The sequence below is a fragment of the Agarivorans sp. TSD2052 genome, from assembly GCF_023238625.1.
Lineage (GTDB): Bacteria > Pseudomonadota > Gammaproteobacteria > Enterobacterales > Celerinatantimonadaceae > Agarivorans.
Map to the genome: position 1 here is coordinate 457,920 of NZ_CP096670.1, position 19,954 is coordinate 477,873.

Annotated in this window: 19 protein-coding genes; 13 read left to right on the forward strand and 6 right to left on the reverse strand. The window is 44.9% G+C overall.

The window, feature by feature from the left end; translation table 11 throughout:
• Positions 1–85: 85 nt before the first annotated feature.
• The 3 genes from M0C34_RS02135 to metF all read left to right on the forward strand — a co-directional run bounded on the left by M0C34_RS02135 (position 86) and on the right by metF (position 2,832).
• Complete coding sequence (locus tag M0C34_RS02135; RefSeq protein ID WP_248714026.1) at positions 86–1,108, forward strand: substrate-binding domain-containing protein; 1,023 nt, start codon at positions 86–88, stop codon at positions 1,106–1,108.
• Between the two features lie 70 nt (positions 1,109–1,178).
• Positions 1,179–1,673 (forward strand): transcription elongation factor GreB, encoded by a 495-nt coding sequence (gene greB / locus M0C34_RS02140; protein ID WP_248714027.1) that lies wholly within the window; start codon positions 1,179–1,181, stop codon positions 1,671–1,673.
• 256 nt (positions 1,674–1,929) lie between these two features.
• Entirely contained in the window at positions 1,930–2,832 is a 903-nt protein-coding gene (metF, locus tag M0C34_RS02145) for a methylenetetrahydrofolate reductase (RefSeq protein ID WP_248714028.1), read from the forward strand.
• Positions 2,833–3,014: 182 nt separating this feature from the next.
• Here metF and M0C34_RS02150 read toward each other — a convergent pair whose 3' ends face one another.
• Positions 3,015–3,434 (reverse strand): hypothetical protein, encoded by a 420-nt coding sequence (locus tag M0C34_RS02150; RefSeq protein ID WP_248714029.1) that lies wholly within the window; start codon positions 3,432–3,434, stop codon positions 3,015–3,017.
• 120 nt (positions 3,435–3,554) lie between these two features.
• Between M0C34_RS02150 and M0C34_RS02155 the strand changes: the two genes are divergently transcribed.
• Positions 3,555–3,764: a hypothetical protein gene (locus tag M0C34_RS02155; protein ID WP_248714030.1), complete on the forward strand. Its 210-nt coding sequence runs from the start codon at positions 3,555–3,557 to the stop codon at positions 3,762–3,764.
• 573 nt (positions 3,765–4,337) lie between these two features.
• Here M0C34_RS02155 and M0C34_RS02160 read toward each other — a convergent pair.
• On the reverse strand, positions 4,338–5,591 hold the full coding sequence (locus M0C34_RS02160) for a hypothetical protein (protein ID WP_248714031.1): 1,254 nt from the start codon (positions 5,589–5,591) through the stop codon (positions 4,338–4,340).
• A gap of 152 nt (positions 5,592–5,743) precedes the next feature.
• Positions 5,744–8,383 (reverse strand): phosphoenolpyruvate carboxylase, encoded by a 2,640-nt coding sequence (ppc, locus tag M0C34_RS02165; protein WP_371923108.1) that lies wholly within the window; start codon positions 8,381–8,383, stop codon positions 5,744–5,746.
• A gap of 412 nt (positions 8,384–8,795) precedes the next feature.
• On the opposite strand from ppc, the gene argC reads away from it, so the two are divergent.
• The 5 genes from argC (at position 8,796) to argH (ending at position 14,727) form a co-directional block, all read left to right on the forward strand.
• Positions 8,796–9,806 (forward strand): N-acetyl-gamma-glutamyl-phosphate reductase, encoded by a 1,011-nt coding sequence (argC, locus tag M0C34_RS02170; protein ID WP_248714032.1) that lies wholly within the window; start codon positions 8,796–8,798, stop codon positions 9,804–9,806.
• Between the two features lie 10 nt (positions 9,807–9,816).
• Entirely contained in the window at positions 9,817–10,593 is a 777-nt protein-coding gene (gene argB / locus M0C34_RS02175; RefSeq protein WP_248714033.1) for an acetylglutamate kinase, read from the forward strand.
• Between the two features lie 9 nt (positions 10,594–10,602).
• On the forward strand, positions 10,603–11,517 hold the full coding sequence (locus M0C34_RS02180; protein WP_248714034.1) for an ornithine carbamoyltransferase: 915 nt from the start codon (positions 10,603–10,605) through the stop codon (positions 11,515–11,517).
• 42 nt (positions 11,518–11,559) lie between these two features.
• Positions 11,560–12,765 (forward strand): argininosuccinate synthase, encoded by a 1,206-nt coding sequence (locus tag M0C34_RS02185; protein WP_248714035.1) that lies wholly within the window; start codon positions 11,560–11,562, stop codon positions 12,763–12,765.
• 84 nt (positions 12,766–12,849) lie between these two features.
• Positions 12,850–14,727 (forward strand): argininosuccinate lyase, encoded by a 1,878-nt coding sequence (gene argH, locus M0C34_RS02190; RefSeq protein WP_248714036.1) that lies wholly within the window; start codon positions 12,850–12,852, stop codon positions 14,725–14,727.
• Between the two features lie 158 nt (positions 14,728–14,885).
• On the opposite strand, the gene M0C34_RS02195 is transcribed toward argH, so the two are convergent.
• From M0C34_RS02195 to M0C34_RS02205, 3 genes are all read right to left on the reverse strand, one after another.
• Entirely contained in the window at positions 14,886–15,245 is a 360-nt protein-coding gene (locus tag M0C34_RS02195) for an MmcQ/YjbR family DNA-binding protein (RefSeq protein ID WP_248714037.1), read from the reverse strand.
• A 69-nt stretch (positions 15,246–15,314) separates the two neighbouring features.
• On the reverse strand, positions 15,315–15,812 hold the full coding sequence (locus tag M0C34_RS02200) for a response regulator (RefSeq protein ID WP_248714038.1): 498 nt from the start codon (positions 15,810–15,812) through the stop codon (positions 15,315–15,317).
• 11 nt (positions 15,813–15,823) lie between these two features.
• Positions 15,824–17,698: an ATP-binding protein gene (locus tag M0C34_RS02205; RefSeq protein WP_248714039.1), complete on the reverse strand. Its 1,875-nt coding sequence runs from the start codon at positions 17,696–17,698 to the stop codon at positions 15,824–15,826.
• 353 nt (positions 17,699–18,051) lie between these two features.
• Between M0C34_RS02205 and rpsJ the strand changes: the two genes are divergently transcribed.
• The 4 genes from rpsJ to rplW are packed head-to-tail and all read left to right on the forward strand — an operon-like array spanning position 18,052 to position 19,950.
• Positions 18,052–18,363 carry a 30S ribosomal protein S10 gene (rpsJ, locus tag M0C34_RS02210; RefSeq protein WP_137674375.1) on the forward strand — a complete coding sequence of 104 codons (312 nt, stop codon included), beginning with the start codon at positions 18,052–18,054 and terminating at the stop codon, positions 18,361–18,363.
• Positions 18,364–18,394: 31 nt separating this feature from the next.
• A complete protein-coding gene (gene rplC, locus M0C34_RS02215; RefSeq protein ID WP_248714040.1) occupies positions 18,395–19,030 on the forward strand; it encodes a 50S ribosomal protein L3 in 636 nt (211 codons plus the stop codon).
• 15 nt (positions 19,031–19,045) lie between these two features.
• A complete protein-coding gene (gene rplD, locus M0C34_RS02220; protein ID WP_248714041.1) occupies positions 19,046–19,651 on the forward strand; it encodes a 50S ribosomal protein L4 in 606 nt (201 codons plus the stop codon).
• Positions 19,648–19,950: a 50S ribosomal protein L23 gene (gene rplW / locus M0C34_RS02225; RefSeq protein ID WP_248714042.1), complete on the forward strand. Its 303-nt coding sequence runs from the start codon at positions 19,648–19,650 to the stop codon at positions 19,948–19,950. The genes rplD and rplW overlap by 4 nt, the downstream gene beginning before the upstream one ends.
• Positions 19,951–19,954: the final 4 nt, after the last annotated feature.

Below are 19,954 nucleotides of genomic sequence, written 5' to 3' on the forward strand. Positions count from 1 at the left end.
TTTATTCCTTGACTGCTCAATGGCTTCTGTATTGGGTGTAATGAGGGATAAAATGGTAACTCGATCAAGATTTCAGAGAATTACTGTGAAAGATAAAAGCAAATCAGATCAACGCTCTACTGTTTATGATGTGGCTGCATTAGCGGGCGTTTCGCCCAGTACTGTATCTCGATTTATGAATCAAACCACTTATGTTTCAGATTCCAAGAGAAAGCAAATTCAATCCGCCATGGCTGAGCTAGGCTATAAGCCTGGTCAGCAAACAGGGGCCAGTGCCAGTAGTCGAACGATGACTATAGGAGTACTGGTACAGCATCCCGATAGCCCATTCTATTCTTCTATTCTACGCGGGATTGAAGAAGTGTTATTAGCTCAAGGCTATTCGCACATCATTGTTACTGGCCACTGGAATACCGAAGAAGAAATGGAGTCGATGCAACTACTCTTATCACGCTCGGTTGATGGTATTATTATAGTGACTGGTGGTTTGAGCGATTCTCAAGTTATTGAGTACGCAAAGAAAAAGCCAATAGTCGCGTTAGGTCGAGATCTTGAAGCGGCGCGTTTACGCTCGATTAAAATTGAAAACTCGGTGGGAGCTTATATGGCTACCAATCACCTTATTCAATTAGGGCATCGAGAAATTGCTCATATTAAGGGGCCGGCAGGGCACCCTGATGCCCAGCAGCGTTTAGAAGGGTATACGCAAGCGATGGAGCATGCTGGTTTACCGGTCAAGCTTGCGTTAATAGAGCAAGGTGATTTTACTGAAAAAGGTGGTTTTGAGGCGGTACAACGTTTATTGGCCAACAAAAGGCAATATACGGCTATTTTTGCGGCAAATGACTTAACCGCATTTGGTGCTATGCAGGCGCTATATCAAGCAAAACGACCGGTACCAGAACGCATTTCGGTGATTGGGTTTGACGATGTGCCTAGTGCAGCATTCTTTATCCCACCATTAACCACGGTTCGCCAACCTATTTTCGATACCGGGTATGCGGCGGCATTAACGATGTTAGATATGCTTAATGGTGGTGATAGCAATAGCTTTAGGCTTCCTCCCGTTGAGTTAGTTAAACGCGAAACCACCAAGCCACATATTTAGCTTATTGCTTTATCATTTTACTGCCTAAGTCGTTTATAATTGGCGGCTTAGGCAGAATAGTAGAATGCGTATGAAAACCAATCTTATTACCCGTGCGGGCTGGCATAAATTAGACAAAGAGCTTAAATATCTTTGGAAAGTAAAACGCCCAGAAGTCACCCAAGCGGTATCTGAAGCGGCCGCCTTGGGCGATCGTTCAGAGAATGCTGAATACAAAGAAGGTAAGCGTGAACTACGCCGGATTGATTCTCGCTTACGTTTTTTAAATAAACGCCTAGACGCCTTAGAGATTGTTGATCATTACCCCCAGCAAAATGGCAAAGTGTTCTTTGGCGCTTGGGTAGAGCTGGAAAACGAAGCGGGTGAGGTAGTGCAATATCGCATCGTGGGTACCGATGAAATAGATCCCAAGCTTGGCTACATAACGATAGACTCACCCATGGCTAGAGCTTTGATTGGCAAGCAAGTCGATGATGATGTATTTGTGACAACGCCAACGGGGCTTAAAGAGTGGTGGGTAACGGCGATTCAATACACGCCTTTCAAGGCTAAACCAGCCTGCTAATTGATTACTAGCCCTACCATTTAAACTGACGCCATAAGGCCGATGGTGGACCTTACATTATCTTTAGCTTGTTAATCGTGGTTCGCTTTAGCGTCAATCTCATATTTAGCCGTATACTCAGCGATAGGCATATAATTTCCCCTTATTGAAATTAATTCACTTTATGTTATCAACAACATGAAGCTGGTTGACTTAAATTAACACAGAGTTACTATCTAGCGGTATAGACGTCTATCAGTCTTTAATGGAGAAGGTAATGGGATTTCACCACGCACAACAGATCGAAACACTCAATCAAAGCTTAAGTGAGCTTAATCGCGATATTAATGTGTCGTTTGAATTTTTCCCGCCGACTACCGAAAGCATGGAGCAAACTTTGTGGGCGTCCATCGAACGCTTGCAAACCTTGAAGCCAAAATTTGTATCCGTCACTTATGGTGCTAATTCTGGCACCCGTGACCGAACCCATAATGTGATTAAAGCGATCAAAGACCGAACCGGTTTAGCTGCAGCCCCACATTTAACCTGTATCGACTCAAGGCCTGATGAGCTGCGTCAAATTGCTCGGGATTACTGGAATAGTGGTATTCGTAACATCGTCGCTTTAAGGGGCGATTTACCGCAAGGTTCTGCAAAGCCTGCGATGTATGCTAGCGATTTAGTCAGCTTGCTTAAACAAGAGGCTGATTTTGATATTTCAGTGGCCGCTTATCCTGAAGTGCATCCGGAAGCCAAAAGTGCCCAAGCGGATTTGTTGGCCTTAAAACGTAAGATGGACGCCGGAGCAAACCAAGCTATTACGCAGTTTTTCTTTGATGTTGAAAGCTATTTACGTTTTCGTGACCGTTGCGCAGCGGTGGGCATAGAAGGTGAAATTATTCCCGGTATTTTGCCGGTGTCAAATTACAACACCTTAAAGAAGTTTGCTTCTTTTGCTAATGTAAAGGTGCCGCAGTGGTTACATGGCCAATTTGCTGGTTTGGACAATGACCAAACTACCCGCAATTTGGTGGGCGCTAGTGTGGCGATTGAGATGGTTAAGGTGTTATCACGAGAAGGGGTTAAAGATTTTCACTTTTATACGCTTAACCGTTCTGAACTTTCCTATGCTATTTGTCATACTCTGGGGGTTCGCCCAGCGGAAACGGTGCCTGCTTAGTTGTTAATCCTACTAAACCTTATAAAAGCCTAGCAATGCTAGGTTTTTGTACCTGTAGTTGATAGGCAATAAATTATGATTACTTCCTAACAAACTGTTGGACACAAGCTTGTTAGGGCATTCACTTGTTCAAAGGTGTTTCCGATTAGCGGGAGTATGGAACAGTTGGAGTTAACGTCCAATTAGGGGGCAATTTTCACAATAGCTGATTTAGCCCCAATTATAATTTCAGCTCCAGACTGAAAAATAAATGACCAAAGCCAGCTATCATCTGGTGCTTTATCAACCCAGAATTGACCATCGCACCAATCATCACCTGATATAAAACCAAAACTTTCTAAGCAATCATCTTCTGTGAAAGGTATTTCAGAATCTCTTGGCTTAAATTCAAACTGAGATACATTCGATATATTTAGAACAATGAAATTAGGTTGATTTTGATTTACCCAATTTCCAGCACCTCTTTTCCACTTAAGAGTAACTGATTGATTTTCAATCATATAATTCATTTCAATGAAATCAAAATCGTTATGAAGATCATAATCGATAGAATTGTATTTTAGATAAGTACTCTGAGACCATGAAAAGTTTTCCGAAATCATCCTTGAACCCTAGACATAATGCTCCCCCAGTGAAAGTACCGACCTCCTGCGTTTATCGTGGGGTAGTCAAACTAGAGCCACACTGTTAGATGCAAAGTCTTAACAGAACAGGAGATCGACATGGCTACATCTAGCACGTTTTTCATTGGACTAGATGTTCACAAAGAAACCACTGATGTCGCTTATTGTGTTGATAACTCGAGAGATGAGCCTGTATTCCATGGCACCATTCCCACCAATATTCGTTCTATCAACAAACTTATCAGAAAATACAAAGACTTGGCTAGTCATCTTTGTGTGGTTTATGAAGCTGGGCCGTGTGGGTTTTGACTTTATCGTCATTTAGTTAAGCACTGTAATGGTCAACTAAATTTGGCCACCCCATTATAAGTTCTTTAGTTCGATGATGGCCCGCAGTGATAAACGTTCAGTTTTCGACAAGTTTTCCTCTAAAAAGCATTGCAGAAGCACTTAGTAAAACGATTAGTTTTGCTAAGGGTGAAGGCCGTTTTTTAAGGTGTTATTGGACTATCTGCCTAATATGGGGCAGGGATATGCCAGCTTTCCCTTGCCCCTTCCCTTCATTATCGCCGAGTCGCGGAAGTGGCAAGCGGTCTAGGCCGAGCACTGTTTGAGCGTAGCTAGTTGCGCAGGCGCGCTTGCCACTGAGCAATGAAGGGTAAAGATAATGCAGGGCGACCTTTCTTTTTGCTTCATTTTTCTTTGGTCGCCAAAGAAAAATGACGTCGCCGAGAGGCGAAATCCGATACAGCAGCCAAGCGAAAACAGCATCAAGTTGACAAACTTCGGGGCATAAATGAGATAGACCGCGAATGCCCAACTACGAATTTAAAGCAAATGAACGCTCTTTATTGTAAACGAGCAATCATATTGCCGACCTTGTTACATGAGCAAGGCGTTTACCCCAGAGCATATTAACCACATGATTACCGCGTAATACCAGTTGTTCTTCAGGATCTGCTGAGTGCTAAACTGGTAACGACCAATCATGGTTAAGCCTACACCCGACAGGGGGCTACTGCCGGTAGATATCGCCCAAGAACTCAGAAACAAAAAGCCCAACTGGCTTGGCTCTGGGTTAAGTGGCAATAGCAAAGGGCTGGCTAAAGAAATACTAATCACCGGATGAATGCCTAACATACAGGCCACTATCATCATTGCTAGCACCACCGCAAAGGTTTGGTGGTTAAAGCTTACATTGTGCAGGCTTAGTGTGTCGGGATAAGCCAACAATAAGGCTTTAATCCCCGCTGAAAATACCCCCGCCGCTAAAAACAAGACGTATTGACTACCTACATTGGACAGACGGTGAGTGATAAATTGGCGTGCAACCAGTACTTTTGATTTGCCTTTAGAAAAAGCCAGCGCTGCCATCGGAGCTAAGCAAGTTATCATTAAAATAATGCTGAATTCAGGAAAGGCAAAATGCAAGCTGATTACGGTTATCGCGAGCACTAAAGGGATAGTTAAGCTTTCTCGGCGAACCGGATAACCTGCAAAGTTGTCTTTATTGCGCAATGATACTTCGGTGATGGTAAACGCTAAGGCGATTAAGGCCATTAGTGCGCCCGGTAGTAATACATCTAGCCACTGCATGCCGGGGGCATAAGTTATCGACACTGCAGTGGCAATGAAAAAGGGAGACCACCAAGCGGCGGCGCAAAAGCAACGCATCAATACTTTTTGTTGGGCATTACTCAGAGGTTGTTGTTTGGCCAAGCGATCACCAACGATAAAAACGATAGATAAGTTAATAATGGCGCCAAGTAGGTTGACCCCTAACGCGGTGGTGGCAATACTGCGTTTACCGCTTGGTAAGGGGTCTTGTTGATTTTCGGGGTTAGCCAGAGCCAGGAATGATACCGCGCTAAACATCGCAAGTAAGGGCAAGTTAATAGATAGAATGTCTGTTGCGCTTAACCAAGTATCTTGGCTTGCCGCAAATACTAACAATGCGATGCCTATTGTCAGTAAGCAGCCTGCTTGAACTCTAATGGGGCGACTGAGTTGGGGGAGATAAACGACCGCAGCTCCCCAAGCGACTATCGTAGCGAAGCCAATACCGATAAGGCCAAAGGCGTACAGCAGATAGAGCAATAACGAGGCGAGAAACAACCATCCCTTAAATTGTTGCATTGAAGACATCCTAACTATCAATGAGCCATTTGGCTAAATGGCATTGTTGCGCAAGACCATGCTAATTTTATAGCCTTGTGCTGTATTTTACCTAGTTTAAAAACGAACAACCCCGCAAGAGCGGGGTTGTTTACACTTAAGTGAGTACTGGCTTAACCTGTATTACGCATACCCGCTGCGATACCGGCAATGCTCACCATTAAGGCTTGGTCAACCACTGGGCATAACTCTTCACTGGCACGAGAACGATTCAGTAGCTCTACCTGCAGTACATGTAGTGGGTCAATGTAAGGGTTACGCAAGTTAATCGATTCAACAACCCAAGCTTGGTTTGCTAATAAGCGATGCTCAGGTGCTAATGACAAAATTGCCGCTCGAGATCTTTCTAGATCCGCGCGCAGTTTCTCACCTAGTACCTGTAGCTCAGGTTCTACTAAACGGTCATCATAGATTTTTGATAGCCAGGTATCCGCTTTCATGAAGACCATTTCAAGCATTGCTAAGCGATTATCAAAAAATGGCCAGGTGCGCATCTCTTGAAGTAAATCGGCTTTGCCTTGCTCAATCAGGCTTTCAAAGGCCGAACCACTACCTAACCATGCTGGTAGCAATAAGCGGTTTTGGCTCCATGAGAAAATCCAAGGAATTGCGCGCAGGCTTTCTACACCGCCATCTTGGCGACGTTTAGCTGGGCGACTCCCTAAGGGTAACTTAGCCAACTCTCGCTCAGGTGTTGCCGAGCGGAAGTAAGGTACAAAGTCTTCTTCGCCCCACACTACGCCGCGGTAGGCATCACAAGAATTTTCAGCGATTTGATCCATTACTTCTCGCCATTCTTGCTTTGGCTCAACTGGTGGCACTAAGTTGGCTTCAAGCACAGCACTGGCGTATAAATTTAAGCTGTCTAAAGCGACTTTAGGCAAACCGAATTTGAAACGGATCATTTCACCTTGCTCGGTCACACGTAAGCCACCTTTTAAAGAGCCCGGTGGTTGCGAGAGTAGGGCCGCATGCGCAGGAGCGCCGCCACGACCAATCGTACCGCCACGTCCATGGAACAAGGTGAGGTTTACTTGGTGTCCTTCACAGATCGACACTAGAGCCTCTTGAGCACGATATTGTGCCCATGATGCTGCTAATACGCCGGCGTCTTTGGCTGAATCTGAATAGCCAATCATGACATGTTGCTGACCCGAGATGTAGCCACGGTACCAGTCTACCGACAATAGCTTACTCATGGTGGCTGGTGCGTTATTCAAATCATCTAAGGTTTCAAATAATGGCGCGACCGGTAAGCGGAAGGGGCAACCGGCTTCTTGTAATAACAGTTGTACTGCTAATACGTCAGATGGCTCACTCGCCATCGAAATGATGTAGATACCGAGTGCTTCGCGTTCTTGCTTAGCAATAATGGCGCAAGTATCCAGAACTTCCTGTACTGCTTCACTGGGCTCCCAATCGCGAGGGAATAAGGGACGCTTAGAGTTTAATTCTTGTAATAAGAAATGCTGTTTGTCGGTTTCGTTCCAGTGAGCATAGTCACCCATGCCTAGGTAACGGGTGATTTCAGAAAACACTTCTTCGTGGCGACCACTATCTTGGCGAATGTCCAAGCGCAGTAAGTTAATACCAAAGCAAGCAATACGGCGCAGTAGGTCAAGCAAGGTACCATCGGCAATAATGCCCATGCCACAATCTTGTAGCGAGTAGTAACAAAGCTCTAGCGGCTCACGTAATTGCTCGGTATTGGTAATAATATCGCGCGCTTCGGTATATTGGCCTTTTAATTTAGCAGTGAGGTAATCATGGGTTTCTTGTAGCTCGCTGCGCAACACTTTTAATAGTGCACGATAAGGTTCGCTCTGATCGCCGGTTTGTTCTAATAGCGCTTCATTGGCGTCACTCATCGACAGCTCACTAACTAAAATTTGTATTTCTTTCAAATACAAATCTACCGCTACCCAGCGGCTTGAAAGCAACACTTCTTCGGTAACCTTAGCGGTAACAAACGGGTTGCCATCACGGTCGCCGCCCATCCAGGATGAAAACACGACAGGAGCGCAGTCTAGTGCTAAGCGCATATCAAAATGTTTAGCGAGCTTTTTGTCTAGCTGGCGAACAAATTCTGGTACTGCTTGCCATAGTGAGTTCTCGATAACCGCGAAGCCCCATTTAGCTTCATCGACCGGAGTCGGGCGTTGTTGACGGATTTCGTCGGTGTGCCAAGCTTGGTTAATCAATTGTTCCAAGCGGCCTAGTAAGTTTTCACGCTCACGCTCTGGTAAGTCGAGCTCTAACCAATCTAAACAGTTATTAATACTCACGTGTTTATTGATTAAGGTACGACGCGTTACCTCGGTTGGGTGAGCAGTTAATACCAATTCGATATTAAGCTGGGCTACCGCATGGTGAATCTCAGCTTCACTGAGGTTTTCTTGTTTTAGCTTTTGGAATACCAAGTCAATCGGATCTTGAGCGCAAGTGCTACCTTCGCAATTTCTCGATACCGTATGAAATTGCTCGGCAATATTGGCCAAGTTGAGAAACTGACTAAATGCACGAGTAACCGGCAGTAGTTCGTCATCGCTAAGATTACGCAATAGTTCTAATAGCTGCTCACGAGCTTGGTCGTCATTATTGCGAGAGGCTTTAGCTAGCTGGCGAATCGTCTCTACTTTTTCTAAGAACGCTTCACCCATATGGCTTTTGATCGTATTTCCAAGCAGTTGTCCGAGTAAGTTTACGTTTCCTCGTAACGACGCGTTGATTTCCTGAGGCATATTCTGGCTCATTCTTATTCCTTCACTGATTGCGTTTGCTAGCGTTTATTGAAATTTTTTTACTAAATCATCCAAGTCTACGACCCAAAACATACCTAAGGCCAGCCATATAGTCAAAAAACCTGTAATTAAATTACAGAGAATCAGGCTTGGATTGAGATAACTCTACACACTACTGGTAGAGTATTGCTGTAAAAGAGTGTACTGCAAATAATCATTTTATATTGTATGTGGTGACGTCGACACCAAATAATAAATAAAAATTCATTATTATTGCATAAAGAATTGCTTGTGGTATGCTCCGCTTATACTAGAAGCGCGGTGTTTTTGTTACTGCTTAAAAAGTGACTTTTTGTTCAGCTAATGAGTAAAAAACGCTTCTAAAAAAACTAATATGCCATCGATTTCAAGGAAACAGGAAACAATGTTAAAGGCTGCAATTATCGGAGCAAGTGGTTATACCGGTGCTGAGTTGGCGGGCTATGTGAGTCGACACCCAAAATTGGCGCTTGCTGGTTTGTTTGTCTCAGAACGTAGCTTAGACGCAGGCAAGGCCTTATCTAGCTTGCACGGTAAACTCCGAGGTGTAGTTGATGCCCCAGTTCAGCCGCTAATAGTGGCTGATATTGCCAGCACTTTTGCCGATATTGACATTGTATTACTCGCCACCGCCCACGAAGTGAGTCATGACTTAGCGAGTGCCTTATTAGGCGCTGGCTGTCAGGTATTCGATTTATCGGGTGCCTTCCGAGTTGAAAGTGCGGAATTTTACGAAAAATACTACGGGTTTACTCATCAATTTCCCGAGTTATTGGAACAAGCGGTATACGGTTTAGCTGAATGGAATGCCGAGCAAATCAAGCTCACGGATTTAGTCGCAGTGGCCGGCTGTTATCCAACCGCCTCGTTAACAGCGCTAAAGCCTTTGGCAGAAGCAGGCTTGATTGACACAAACAGTAAAGCCATTATTAATGCAACCAGTGGTGTGAGTGGTGCAGGGCGTAAAGCCTCATTCGGCAGTTCGTTCTGCGAAGTCAGTTTAAGTCCTTATGGCGTATTTAATCATCGTCATCAACCAGAGATTGCCACTCATTTAGGCCATCCAGTTATTTTTACTCCACATTTAGGTAATTTTAAACGAGGTATTCTGGCCACCATTAATGTTTGTTTAAAAGCGGGTACGACTGAAGAGCAAGTTAATCAGGCTTACCAACAAGCCTACGCTGGGCAAAATATTGTTCGCCTGTTAGATGGCGAATGGCCTTCTATTAGTAACGTTGAGCACACGCCATTTATTGATCTAGCTTGGCAACAGCAAGGTGATGACTTGATTGTGGTCTCTGCCGAAGATAACTTACTGAAAGGCGCGGCTAGCCAAGCCATACAGTGTTTAAATATTCGTAATGGCTTTGCTGTTACCGAATCGCTAATTTAAGGATTCAAAAATGAAACCATTGGTCATTAAATTAGGCGGCGCGGTATTGAATAATGCGCAAGCCTTAGATAACTTGTTTGCTGCTTTACAGCAGGTCAGCCAACCCATCGTATTAGTGCATGGTGGTGGGGTGGTGGTTGAAGACGTGCTGGCTAAAACTGGCTTTGTCTCTGAAAAGTTAGACGGTTTACGGGTAACACCTAAAGAGCAAATCCCCTATGTAGTAGGGGCTCTAGCGGGCACCAGTAATAAACTGCTGTTGGCTCAAGCTTTAAAAGCGGGTTTGTCGGCAGTGGGTTTGTGTTTAAGCGATGCGGGTTCGTGTCACGTAGAACAAATGGACCCGCGTTTGGGGCATGTGGGTGAGGCATCAGTGGGTAACCCCGCGTTACTCACTAGCTTGATTGAACTTGGTCATGTGCCAGTAATGAGCTCAATTGGCATTGGCAAAGACGGTGAACTTTACAATGTTAATGCCGACCAAGCGGCACTTGCAGTATGTAAATTGTTGCAAGGTCAATTGGTATTGCTGTCTGATGTTGCCGGTGTGCTTGACCAAAACAAACAGTTAGTCGCGCAGTTGAATAGCGAATTGGCTGAAAAAATGATTGCTGATGGAGTCATTACCGACGGCATGACGGTAAAAGTAAATGCCGCACTAGAAGCCGCTGCTTTTTTACAAACACCAGTCGCGTTAGCATCATGGAAAGATCCTGTGCGCCTAGCTAGCCTGCTAGCTGGACAAACATATAATGGCGAGTCGGTAGGGACTCAGGTTACCGTTTAAGGAATGAATATGAGTGATTTTAAACACCTGCTGAGCTTGCAGGACTTAACTCAAGAACAAATTTTAGGCTTATTAGAACTAGCCGCTAAAATCAAAAAAACACCGGCAGATTACGGGCAAACACTAGCGGGTAAAAGTGTGGTAACCCTGTTTGAGAAACCGTCTCTACGAACGCGTGTGACGTTCGATATCGGCATTAATCGATTGGGTGGTCACGCGGTTTATCTCGACCAGCAAAATGGTGCGATGGGCGAGCGAGAAAGTGTTAAAGATTTTGCTTCAAATATTACCCGTTGGGCTGATGCCATTGTGGCGCGAGTATTCTCGCACAAAACGCTGCAAACATTACGCGAGCATTCGTCCGTGCCTATCATTAACTCTTTGTGTGATTTGTACCATCCTTGTCAAGGGCTTGCTGACTTTCAAACCATTAGTGAGCAATACTCAGATTTAAGCAAAGTTAAATTAGCTTATTTGGGGGATGGTAATAATGTGACTCATTCTTTGCTATTAGGCGGCGCTATTTTAGGCATGGAAGTGGCGGCGGTATGTCCCTTAGGTTCTAGCCCTGATGCACAAGTGGTGCAAAAAGCGCAACAATTGGCTAAGCATCATGGTGGTAAGATTGTGGTGACTAACAGCGTAGAAGATATCAAAGGCTATGATGTAGTGTATGGTGATACTTGGGTGTCGATGGGCGATGATACGCCGCTACAATCAGTAAAAGATAAGTTCATGGCTTATCAAATCAATCAGCATTTAATGCAACAATGTGGTATTAACCATGTATTGCATTGCCAGCCCGCTCACCGCGAGTTGGAGATTACTTCGGAAGTGATGGATGGGCCTCAGTCTTTGATTTTCGATCAAGCTGAGAACCGTATGCACGCGCAAAATGCCGTTTTAGTTAGTTTATTAAGTTAGTGGAAATTCAGCTAAGCGCTGAGTTAAACAAGGAATTTAACAATGTCAGACATTAAAAAAGTTGTATTAGCATACTCCGGCGGCCTTGATACTTCGGCCATCATCCCTTGGTTAAAAGAAACCTATAACAATTGTGAAATCGTGGCTTTTTGTGCCGATGTAGGCCAAGGTGAAGAAGAGTTAGTTGGCTTAGAAGAAAAAGCCTTAGCTTCTGGTGCATCTGAATGTTACATCGTCGACCTAAAAGAAGAGTTTGTAGCAGACTACATCTACCCGACTATTGCTACCGGCGCAGTCTATGAAGGAACTTACTTGTTAGGTACTTCAATGGCGCGTCCAATTATTGCAAAAGCGCAGGTTGAAGTTGCTCGTAAAGTGGGTGCTGATGCGGTATGTCATGGTTGTACTGGTAAAGGTAATGACCAAATTCGTTTCGAAAGCTGTTTTGCTGCGCTAGCGCCAGAGTTAACAGTGATTGCGCCTTGGCGTGAGTGGGACATGGAAAGCCGTGAAGACCTGCTAGATTACTTAGCTGAGCGCAACATCGAGACGACGGCTTCTGCGACTAAAATTTATAGCCGCGACGCCAATGCTTGGCACATTTCTCATGAAGGTGGCGAGCTTGAAGACCCATGGAACGAGCCTAGTAAGGGTGTTTGGACACTGACTGCCGATCCCGTTGATGCGCCTAATGAGCCTGAATATGTCAGTCTTAAAGTTGAAAATGGTCGAGTTATTGCGGTAAACGATGAAGCATTAAGCCCTTACCAAGTAGTGATGAAGCTAAACCAAATTGCTGCAGCCCATGGTGTGGGTCGTATCGATATTACTGAAAACCGTACCGTTGGTATGAAGTCGCGTGGTTGTTATGAAACACCAGGCGGAACAGTAATTGTTGCTGCACTGCGTGCCATTGAAGAACTCGTATTAGACAAAACTTCACGTGTTTGGCGTGAAAAAGTAGGCCAAGAAATGGCGCACTTAGTCTATGACGGTCGTTGGTTTACCCCGCTATGTACTTCTTTACTTGCTGCTTCTGAAGCGATGGCGAGCGACGCCAACGGCGAAGTGGTTGTTAAGTTATACAAAGGCCAAGCAATGGCTGTACAAAAACGTTCACCGAATAGCTTGTACTCAGAAGAGTTTGCAACATTTGGTGAAGATCAAGTGTACGATCAAAAGCACGCTGAAGGCTTTATTCGTTTATACTCTCTAGCCAGCCGGATCCGTGCTTTAAATAGCAAATAAGCTTGGCCGAAGTATAAGCAGGAAATACTGAGACCTCAGCTGCGCGACGCACTGGGGTTTTTGCAATAATAAATGGAGAGTAAAATGGCATTGTGGGGTGGGCGTTTTAGCCAAGCTGCAGATACCAGATTTAAGCAGTTTAATGATTCGTTACGTTTTGATTATCGTTTAGCGGAGCAAGACATAACTGGGTCAATTGCATGGTCGAAGGCCTTGCTGAGCGTAGGTGTGATTAACGCCGACGAGCAAGCGCGTTTAGAATCGGCTTTATTGGATTTGGGTAAACAAGTTGCTGAAAACCCGCAACAAATTTTAGGTAGTGATGCTGAAGATATTCACTCTTGGGTAGAGATTCAACTTATCCAGCGAGTGGGTGACTTAGGTAAAAAGTTGCACACTGGCCGTAGCCGCAATGACCAAGTCGCCACTGACTTGAAACTGTGGTGTAAGAGTCAGGGTATTGAATTGCTTGAGCACCTAGACAAACTACAACAAAAATTGGTTAAGTTTGCCCGTCAGCAGCAAGATACGGTTTTGCCAGGTTATACTCACCTGCAACGTGCCCAGCCAGTCACCTTTTCTCACTGGGCAATGGCCTATGTAGAAATGTTTGAGCGAGATTACTCTCGACTACAAGATGCTTTAAGTCGCTTAGATGTTTCCCCCTTGGGGTGTGGCGCATTAGCTGGAACAGCTTATCCAATGGATCGCCAGCAAATAGCCAAAGATTTGGGTTTTCGCCGTGCCACCCGTAACAGCTTAGATTCCGTTTCAGACCGTGACCATGTAGTTGAACTTATCTCTACCGCGTCTATCAGCATGATTCACTTGTCACGCATGGCTGAAGATCTCATCTTCTATAATTCTGGCGAGTCAGCGTTCTTAGATTTGTCTGATCAGGTGACCTCTGGTTCATCATTGATGCCACAAAAGAAAAACCCTGATGCTTTAGAGCTTATCCGAGGGAAAACCGGCCGAGTATACGGTGCGTTGTCAGGCATTATGATGACCTTAAAAGCGCTACCGCTGGCTTACAACAAAGATATGCAAGAAGATAAAGAAGGTTTGTTTGATGCGCTAGATACCTGGGGCGACTGTTTAGCAATGGCTGAACTGGTTCTCGATGATATGGACGTGCACGAAGAAACCACCACCGAAGCCGCAAAAGGTGGTTATTCTAATGCTACTGAATTGGCCGATTACTTGGTGGCTAAAGGTATTCCTTTCCGAGAAGCTCACCATATTGTGGGGATTGCGGTGGTGAAAGCGATTGAGAAAGGGGTTCCCTTGGAAGACCTTACTCTGGCTGAGTTTAAAGAGCTGGCGCCAGAGATCGAAGATGACGTTTATCCTAACTTGTCGCTGGAGTCTACCTTAGCTAAACGTCAAGCTTTAGGTGGGGTAGCCCCTGAACAAGTTGAGCACGCGCTAACTGAAGCTGAAACTCGCTTGTCTAAACGCAACGTGAAAGGCTTATATGTACGCTCGGCGCGTATGACCGACCTAGATACCATTGAAGACATGGTGAACTATTGGTCTCAAGCGGGCGAAAACTTACCACGTCCTCGCCCAGAACTTGTACAAGCGGTGGGTGATTTTACTGTGAGTGAACAAGCCGGCAAGGTGACTGGCTGTGCATCCCTATACTTGTACGACACCGGTTTGGCTGAAATACGCTCGCTTGGAGTGAATCCTGGTTCGCAACGGGTTGGCCAAGGTCGCGCGATGGTACAGCACTTAATGAAGAAAGCTCAGAAAATGGAAATTGAGAAAGTATTTGTACTGACTCGTGTTCCGGAGTTCTTTATGAAGCTAGGCTTTAGCCCAACCTCAAAGAATATGCTGCCAGAGAAGGTAATGAAAGATTGTGATATTTGTCCGCGTCAACATGCCTGTGATGAAGTTGCTTTGGAGTTTATCATTGATAACGACACGCTGATCCATAAGCAGAGTGTGGCTTAGATTATCTGTCTCTATCTTTTAAAACCTCGCTAAGCGAGGTTTTTTTTGGTCTTGTGATAAGCATGATATGCAGTAGCGCTAGGCAGTGTGTAGAGCTATTTGGCATGAACCCTCTGGCCGTGAAAAGTCAAACCAACTTGTCAGTCATTGGGTACCATTTAGTTAGCCGCTAACAGCTCTGATTGGGCTTTTTTGTTCATTCCTTTAACCACCAGTTCAAAAGAGTTATCGATAAGGCGAAAGGCTTCTCGTTCTGCATCGCTACCGTCAAAATACAAGGTCAGCCAATGGCGCTTATTCATGTGGTAGCCTCGGGTAATCGCCGGGTAAATATCAATAAGCGCATCTATTTGCTCGGGTTGGCATTTTAAGTTCATGTTCATTACGCCGTCTTTCCAGCCTACCAAAGCGAACATTTTTCCGCGTACTTTAAACACCGGTACGTCGGGAGCAAATGGCAGCTCCATGATGGTCTCTGGCTTTGCCATTAAATAGTCTTTGAGCGCTTGATATTCCATTTCACTATGCCCTTTGGGGTGGTGTTCGGAGCCATGATAGCGAACATCCATGGCCTAGATAAATAGGGTTTAGCTACTCATGTCCATTCGGTGTTGTGATACGTAACTAAAGATCCGCTCACCATCAAGCGCTTGAGCGTAAGGCATTGGGTTGTCGCAATGCTCTAATACGTAGTCGGTCAGTTTTTCTTTAACAATCTCGAGCAGTTGTTCTTCTGACCAGGGTTTAGCCAAATAGTAATTTAACCCGCCACGGTTAATGGCTTCAATGGTGTCATGTAAACCGGCTTGCCCAGTCAGTAAGATTTTTTTTGCCGGTTCGCAGTTGTCTGAGTGATTAAGGTCTATTAAGAAATCAATGCCGAGTTCGTCGGGCATTATGTGGTCAGCCAGTATCAAGGCCAATTTTCCCCCTTGCGCTTCAAACTCTTTGATTACTTCGCGAGCTTCGGCTACGCTCTCTGCTCCGTCTATGGTAAAGGGGGGGCTTAATGTTCCGATGTCATGTAGCACGCTATCAAGTACTTCACGTTCATCATCGACACATAAAATCAGTAACTGTTCCATAGTGAGAGTCCTTATTGTCCAGTTTGGCTTAATGGTAAGGTAATAATAAAACGGGTAAATTGTCCTAGCTCAGATTCAACTTCAATTCTGCCGAAATGTTGGGCAACAATTTGTTGGCAAACTGTAAGCCCAATACCCAGCCCAAAATTGCCCTCGCGTTTGGTGGTAAAGTTGAGTTGGAATATTTTGTTGATAATTTCTGGGCTTATTCCTGGGCCGGTGTCCTCGATACTGATTGATATATAACTGGGCGAGGCATCGATATATTGGCTCTTGATGATGAGCTTGCCGTGATTGCCCATTGCATCTAAGGCATTGGCGATTAGGTTGGTCCATACTTGCTGAAGAGCGATCGGATGGCAGTGATATATCGGTAACAAACCGTAGTCACATTCCACATCAAAGCCGCGTAAACGGTTTTCAAGAATCACTAAGGTTTCGGCAATGCCTTCATTTAAATCTGCCTGCACTGGCTGTTCAGGATCTTGACCTGCGTAATGCTTTAGTCCCTTTACCAACCCGGCGATACGCGAGGCACAGACTTGGATATTACGCAGGAAGTTGCCAATTTGATGGTAGCGAGATAGCTCTTCGATAAATCGGGGGCTTTCTATGTCGTTATTCGATTCTAGGTATCGCTGGCGAAGTTCCGGTTTGTCTAAGCCAATAGTGACGGCTTTACGTGCGCTGATGGCATCACCAAACAATGACACTGCGTTTTTACTGCGATGGCGAATTTCGCTAGTGGACATCGGTATGACGGTAAAAGCTGCATGCAGTAGTTGCTTACCGAGTTGTTGCTGCTGCTTAGATAATTCATTATCGAGTACTTGAGGTAGTTGCTTGGCGATGGTGTCGCTGCCGCGAATGATTGCCGCTACAGGATTATTCAATTCATGGGCTATGCCTGAAATGAGCTGGCCAAGTACGGCCATTTTTTCTTTTTCTATTAACTGTTCGTGCGCTGAGTCTAAAGAGTTTAAGGTGCTTTGCAGGGTAAGTTTAGTACGAATACTTTTTTGTAAACGGCGATTAAAATGGCGTAACAAAAGATTGGTGAACAAAGGTAGCAATTGGCTACTTGAATCTAATACTCTGGCAAAGGTCTCTCTATCCAGCTTGATAACATCGGTGCGCATGGTTGTCACGGCGCTGGTAAAACCTAACTCACCGGTTACAAATGACATACCTCCCACGAGTGAACCGGCCAGCATTCTGGCTACTTCTAAAGAATGTGCGTCTTGGCGTTTCTTTAATACCACTTCTCCCTTGGCGATAAACCAAAGAAACTGATTGGCTTTGCCTTCTTCGGTTAGCACATGATTAGCGCTGTATGTGCGGCAACGATGGTCTTCATCATTGTCTTTAAAAAAAGCATATAAAGCGGAAATGACTTTATCTGACAGTTGCTGGTCACTTAAGGCTGTATAGTCAAAGAAGTGAGCGCGAAACTGGGCAACCTCGGCGGCCAGTTGTTGTTCTAGCCAACCTTGCTGCTCGCTATCGTTGACCGAATTGGGCCAGAATTGCTCTACCAGGCTCTGAATTTCACTGTCGCTAGTATCGGCTGACACAATAAACTTCGGCTTAAAGCCATTTACCCACAAGCAGAGTTGCTCTGCGCTAGGTAATTGTGGGGCGTAGAAAATAACGTTGGGTAAGTGAATGCCGGGGTGCGACAGCACGTGTTGAAGCACTCTACAATCGCTGGGCGAATTAGCGAATAGTTCAAGGTCGATAATCAGTAGGGCTGGGGATTGCTGCAGTATTGTTCTAAGCGGAGGTAAAGTAGCCGATTGCCAAAAACGCCAAGCATTAGTGGGCTCATTCAAGAACTCAAACCGAGAGTGTTGGCTGTATACAAGCAAGCTGTGCTGTTGGGTCATAGCAATCTACGTGTGCGCTTATTGTTGCTTATTATAGGCTTACAATTGCTAAGGTTTTGCGAGCTGCTTAAAGGTTCACAAGGCTGATTTCTTGTGGCTGACTATCTATTGAACAATTTTTTGGCTTTCTCTTGTTTTTTAATCTGTCTTGAGTATAATACCGCGGCTCACTAAATTAGTGGCTGAGTTGTTTAGGCAATTCATTTAGTTAACTTGTTATGAGTTAGCTACTAACAGTGTTTCCGATTTGGAAACAAACGTTACTCGTCGCGCGCACTACCATCCCCAAATTTTGGACTAGGATGTCGTTGGTGTGTGTTAGGTTCTTTAATTTTTTATTTGGAGCTCTGTCAATGCAGAACCAAAGAATTCGAATCCGCTTGAAAGCATTCGATCACCGTCTGATCGATCAATCTACTGCGGAAATCGTAGAAACTGCCAAACGCACTGGCGCTCAGGTTCGTGGTCCTATTCCACTTCCTACTCGTAAAGAGCGTTACACCATTCTTGTATCACCGCACGTTAACAAAGACGCGCGTGATCAGTATGAAATTCGCACCCACAAACGTCTTGTAGACATCGTTGAGCCAACTGATAAAACAGTTGACGCTTTGATGCGCCTTGACCTTGCTGCTGGTGTAGATGTGCAAATCAGCTTGGGCTAAACCTGAGTCTGACTAATAAGAGGTTTTTACAATGATTGGTCTAATCGGTCGTAAAGTTGGAATGACTCGCATCTTCACTGAAGATGGCGTATCAATTCCAGTTACCGTAATCGAATGTGAGCCAAACCGCGTTACTCGTGTTATCACTGAAGATAACGACGGTTACCGTGCTCTACAAGTGACCACCGGCGCTAAAAAAGCAAGTCGTGTTAACAAGGCAGAAGCGGGTCAATTCGCTAAAGCTGGTGTTGATGCGGGTCGCGGCCTGTGGGAATTCCGTCTAGCTGACGGTGAAGGTGAAGAAGTTAACGTAGCTGATGAGCTAAAAGTTGACTTGTTCAATGAAGTTAAAAAAGTAGACGTTACTGGTACTTCTAAAGGTAAGGGTTTCCAAGGTGCTGTTAAGCGCTGGAACTTCGCTACCCAAGATTTTACTCACGGTAACTCTTTGAGCCACCGTGCTCCTGGTTCTATTGGTCAAAACCAAAGCCCAGGTAAAGTATTCAAGGGCAAGAAGATGGCCGGGCATATGGGTGCAGAGCGTGTAACTACGCAAAACCTAGATGTTGTACGTGTTGATGTTGAACGTAACCTAATTTTGGTTAAAGGTGCCGTACCAGGCGCTACCAATGGTAACGTGATCATTAAACCTGCTGTTAAAGCGTAACGTTAGGAGATAGTAATGGAATTGGTATTGAAAGACGCGCAAAGCGCTCTTGAAGTTTCCGAAACTACCTTTGGACGTGACTTTAACGAAGCGTTGATTCACCAGGTTGTTACTGCATTCGCTGCAGGTTCACGCCAGGGATCACGTGCTCAGAAAACACGTTCAGAAGTGTCAGGTGGTGGTAAGAAACCATGGCGTCAAAAAGGTACAGGCCGAGCTCGTGCCGGTACTATACGAAGCCCAATTTGGCGCAGCGGCGGGGTAACCTTCGCAGCTAAGCCACAAGATCACAGCCAAAAAGTTAACAAGAAAATGTACCGCGGCGCAATCCGCAGCATCTTGTCTGAACTTGTTCGTCAAGAACGTTTGATTGTGGTTGAGAAATTCAGCGTTGAAGCGCCAAAAACTAAAGAATTAGTTGCTAAGTTGAAAGACTTCGATTTGAACGATGTATTAATCGTTACTCCAGAAGTTGATGAAAACTTATTCTTGGCCGCACGTAACCTATATAAAGTAGACGTACGTGATGTAGCTGGTATTGATCCAGTTAGCTTGATTGCTTTCGATAAAGTGTTGGTAACTGCAGATGCAGTGAAACAAATTGAGGAGTGGTTAGCATGATCAGCGAAGAACGTTTGTTGAAAGTACTAGTAGCTCCACATATCTCTGAAAAGAGCACTATGTCTGCTGAAGCCGATAACACTATCGTATTCAAAGTTGTTTCTACAGCAACTAAAGCAGAAATCAAAGCTGCAGTTGAAAAACTATTCGAAGTTGAAGTGACTGGCGTTACTACCTTGAACCAAAAAGGTAAAACCAAGCGTCATGGAGCTCGTTTCGGCCGTCGTAACGACGTGAAGAAGGCGTATGTAACCTTAGCTGAAGGTTCAGACATCGACTTCACCGGTACCGCAGAGTAATAGG

Excerpts from the sequence above, each read along its gene's own strand:
- argB (WP_248714033.1), top strand. The coding sequence starts at position 9,817 with ATGAAACCATTGGTCATTAAATTAGGCGGCGCGGTATTGAATAATGCG.
- argH (WP_248714036.1), top strand. The coding sequence starts at position 12,850 with ATGGCATTGTGGGGTGGGCGTTTTAGCCAAGCTGCAGATACCAGATTT.
- rpsJ (WP_137674375.1), top strand. The coding sequence starts at position 18,052 with ATGCAGAACCAAAGAATTCGAATCCGCTTGAAAGCATTCGATCACCGT.
- rplD (WP_248714041.1), top strand. The coding sequence starts at position 19,046 with ATGGAATTGGTATTGAAAGACGCGCAAAGCGCTCTTGAAGTTTCCGAA.
- M0C34_RS02195 (WP_248714037.1), bottom strand. The coding sequence starts at position 15,245 with ATGGAATATCAAGCGCTCAAAGACTATTTAATGGCAAAGCCAGAGACC.
- M0C34_RS02155 (WP_248714030.1), top strand. The coding sequence starts at position 3,555 with ATGGCTACATCTAGCACGTTTTTCATTGGACTAGATGTTCACAAAGAA.
- argC (WP_248714032.1), top strand. The coding sequence starts at position 8,796 with ATGTTAAAGGCTGCAATTATCGGAGCAAGTGGTTATACCGGTGCTGAG.
- metF (WP_248714028.1), top strand. The coding sequence starts at position 1,930 with ATGGGATTTCACCACGCACAACAGATCGAAACACTCAATCAAAGCTTA.
- rplW (WP_248714042.1), top strand. The coding sequence starts at position 19,648 with ATGATCAGCGAAGAACGTTTGTTGAAAGTACTAGTAGCTCCACATATC.
- M0C34_RS02150 (WP_248714029.1), bottom strand. The coding sequence starts at position 3,434 with ATGATTTCGGAAAACTTTTCATGGTCTCAGAGTACTTATCTAAAATAC.
- ppc (WP_371923108.1), bottom strand. The coding sequence starts at position 8,383 with ATGAGCCAGAATATGCCTCAGGAAATCAACGCGTCGTTACGAGGAAAC.
- M0C34_RS02200 (WP_248714038.1), bottom strand. The coding sequence starts at position 15,812 with ATGGAACAGTTACTGATTTTATGTGTCGATGATGAACGTGAAGTACTT.
- M0C34_RS02180 (WP_248714034.1), top strand. The coding sequence starts at position 10,603 with ATGAGTGATTTTAAACACCTGCTGAGCTTGCAGGACTTAACTCAAGAA.
- M0C34_RS02185 (WP_248714035.1), top strand. The coding sequence starts at position 11,560 with ATGTCAGACATTAAAAAAGTTGTATTAGCATACTCCGGCGGCCTTGAT.
- rplC (WP_248714040.1), top strand. The coding sequence starts at position 18,395 with ATGATTGGTCTAATCGGTCGTAAAGTTGGAATGACTCGCATCTTCACT.
- greB (WP_248714027.1), top strand. The coding sequence starts at position 1,179 with ATGAAAACCAATCTTATTACCCGTGCGGGCTGGCATAAATTAGACAAA.
- M0C34_RS02160 (WP_248714031.1), bottom strand. The coding sequence starts at position 5,591 with ATGCAACAATTTAAGGGATGGTTGTTTCTCGCCTCGTTATTGCTCTAT.
- M0C34_RS02205 (WP_248714039.1), bottom strand. The coding sequence starts at position 17,698 with ATGACCCAACAGCACAGCTTGCTTGTATACAGCCAACACTCTCGGTTT.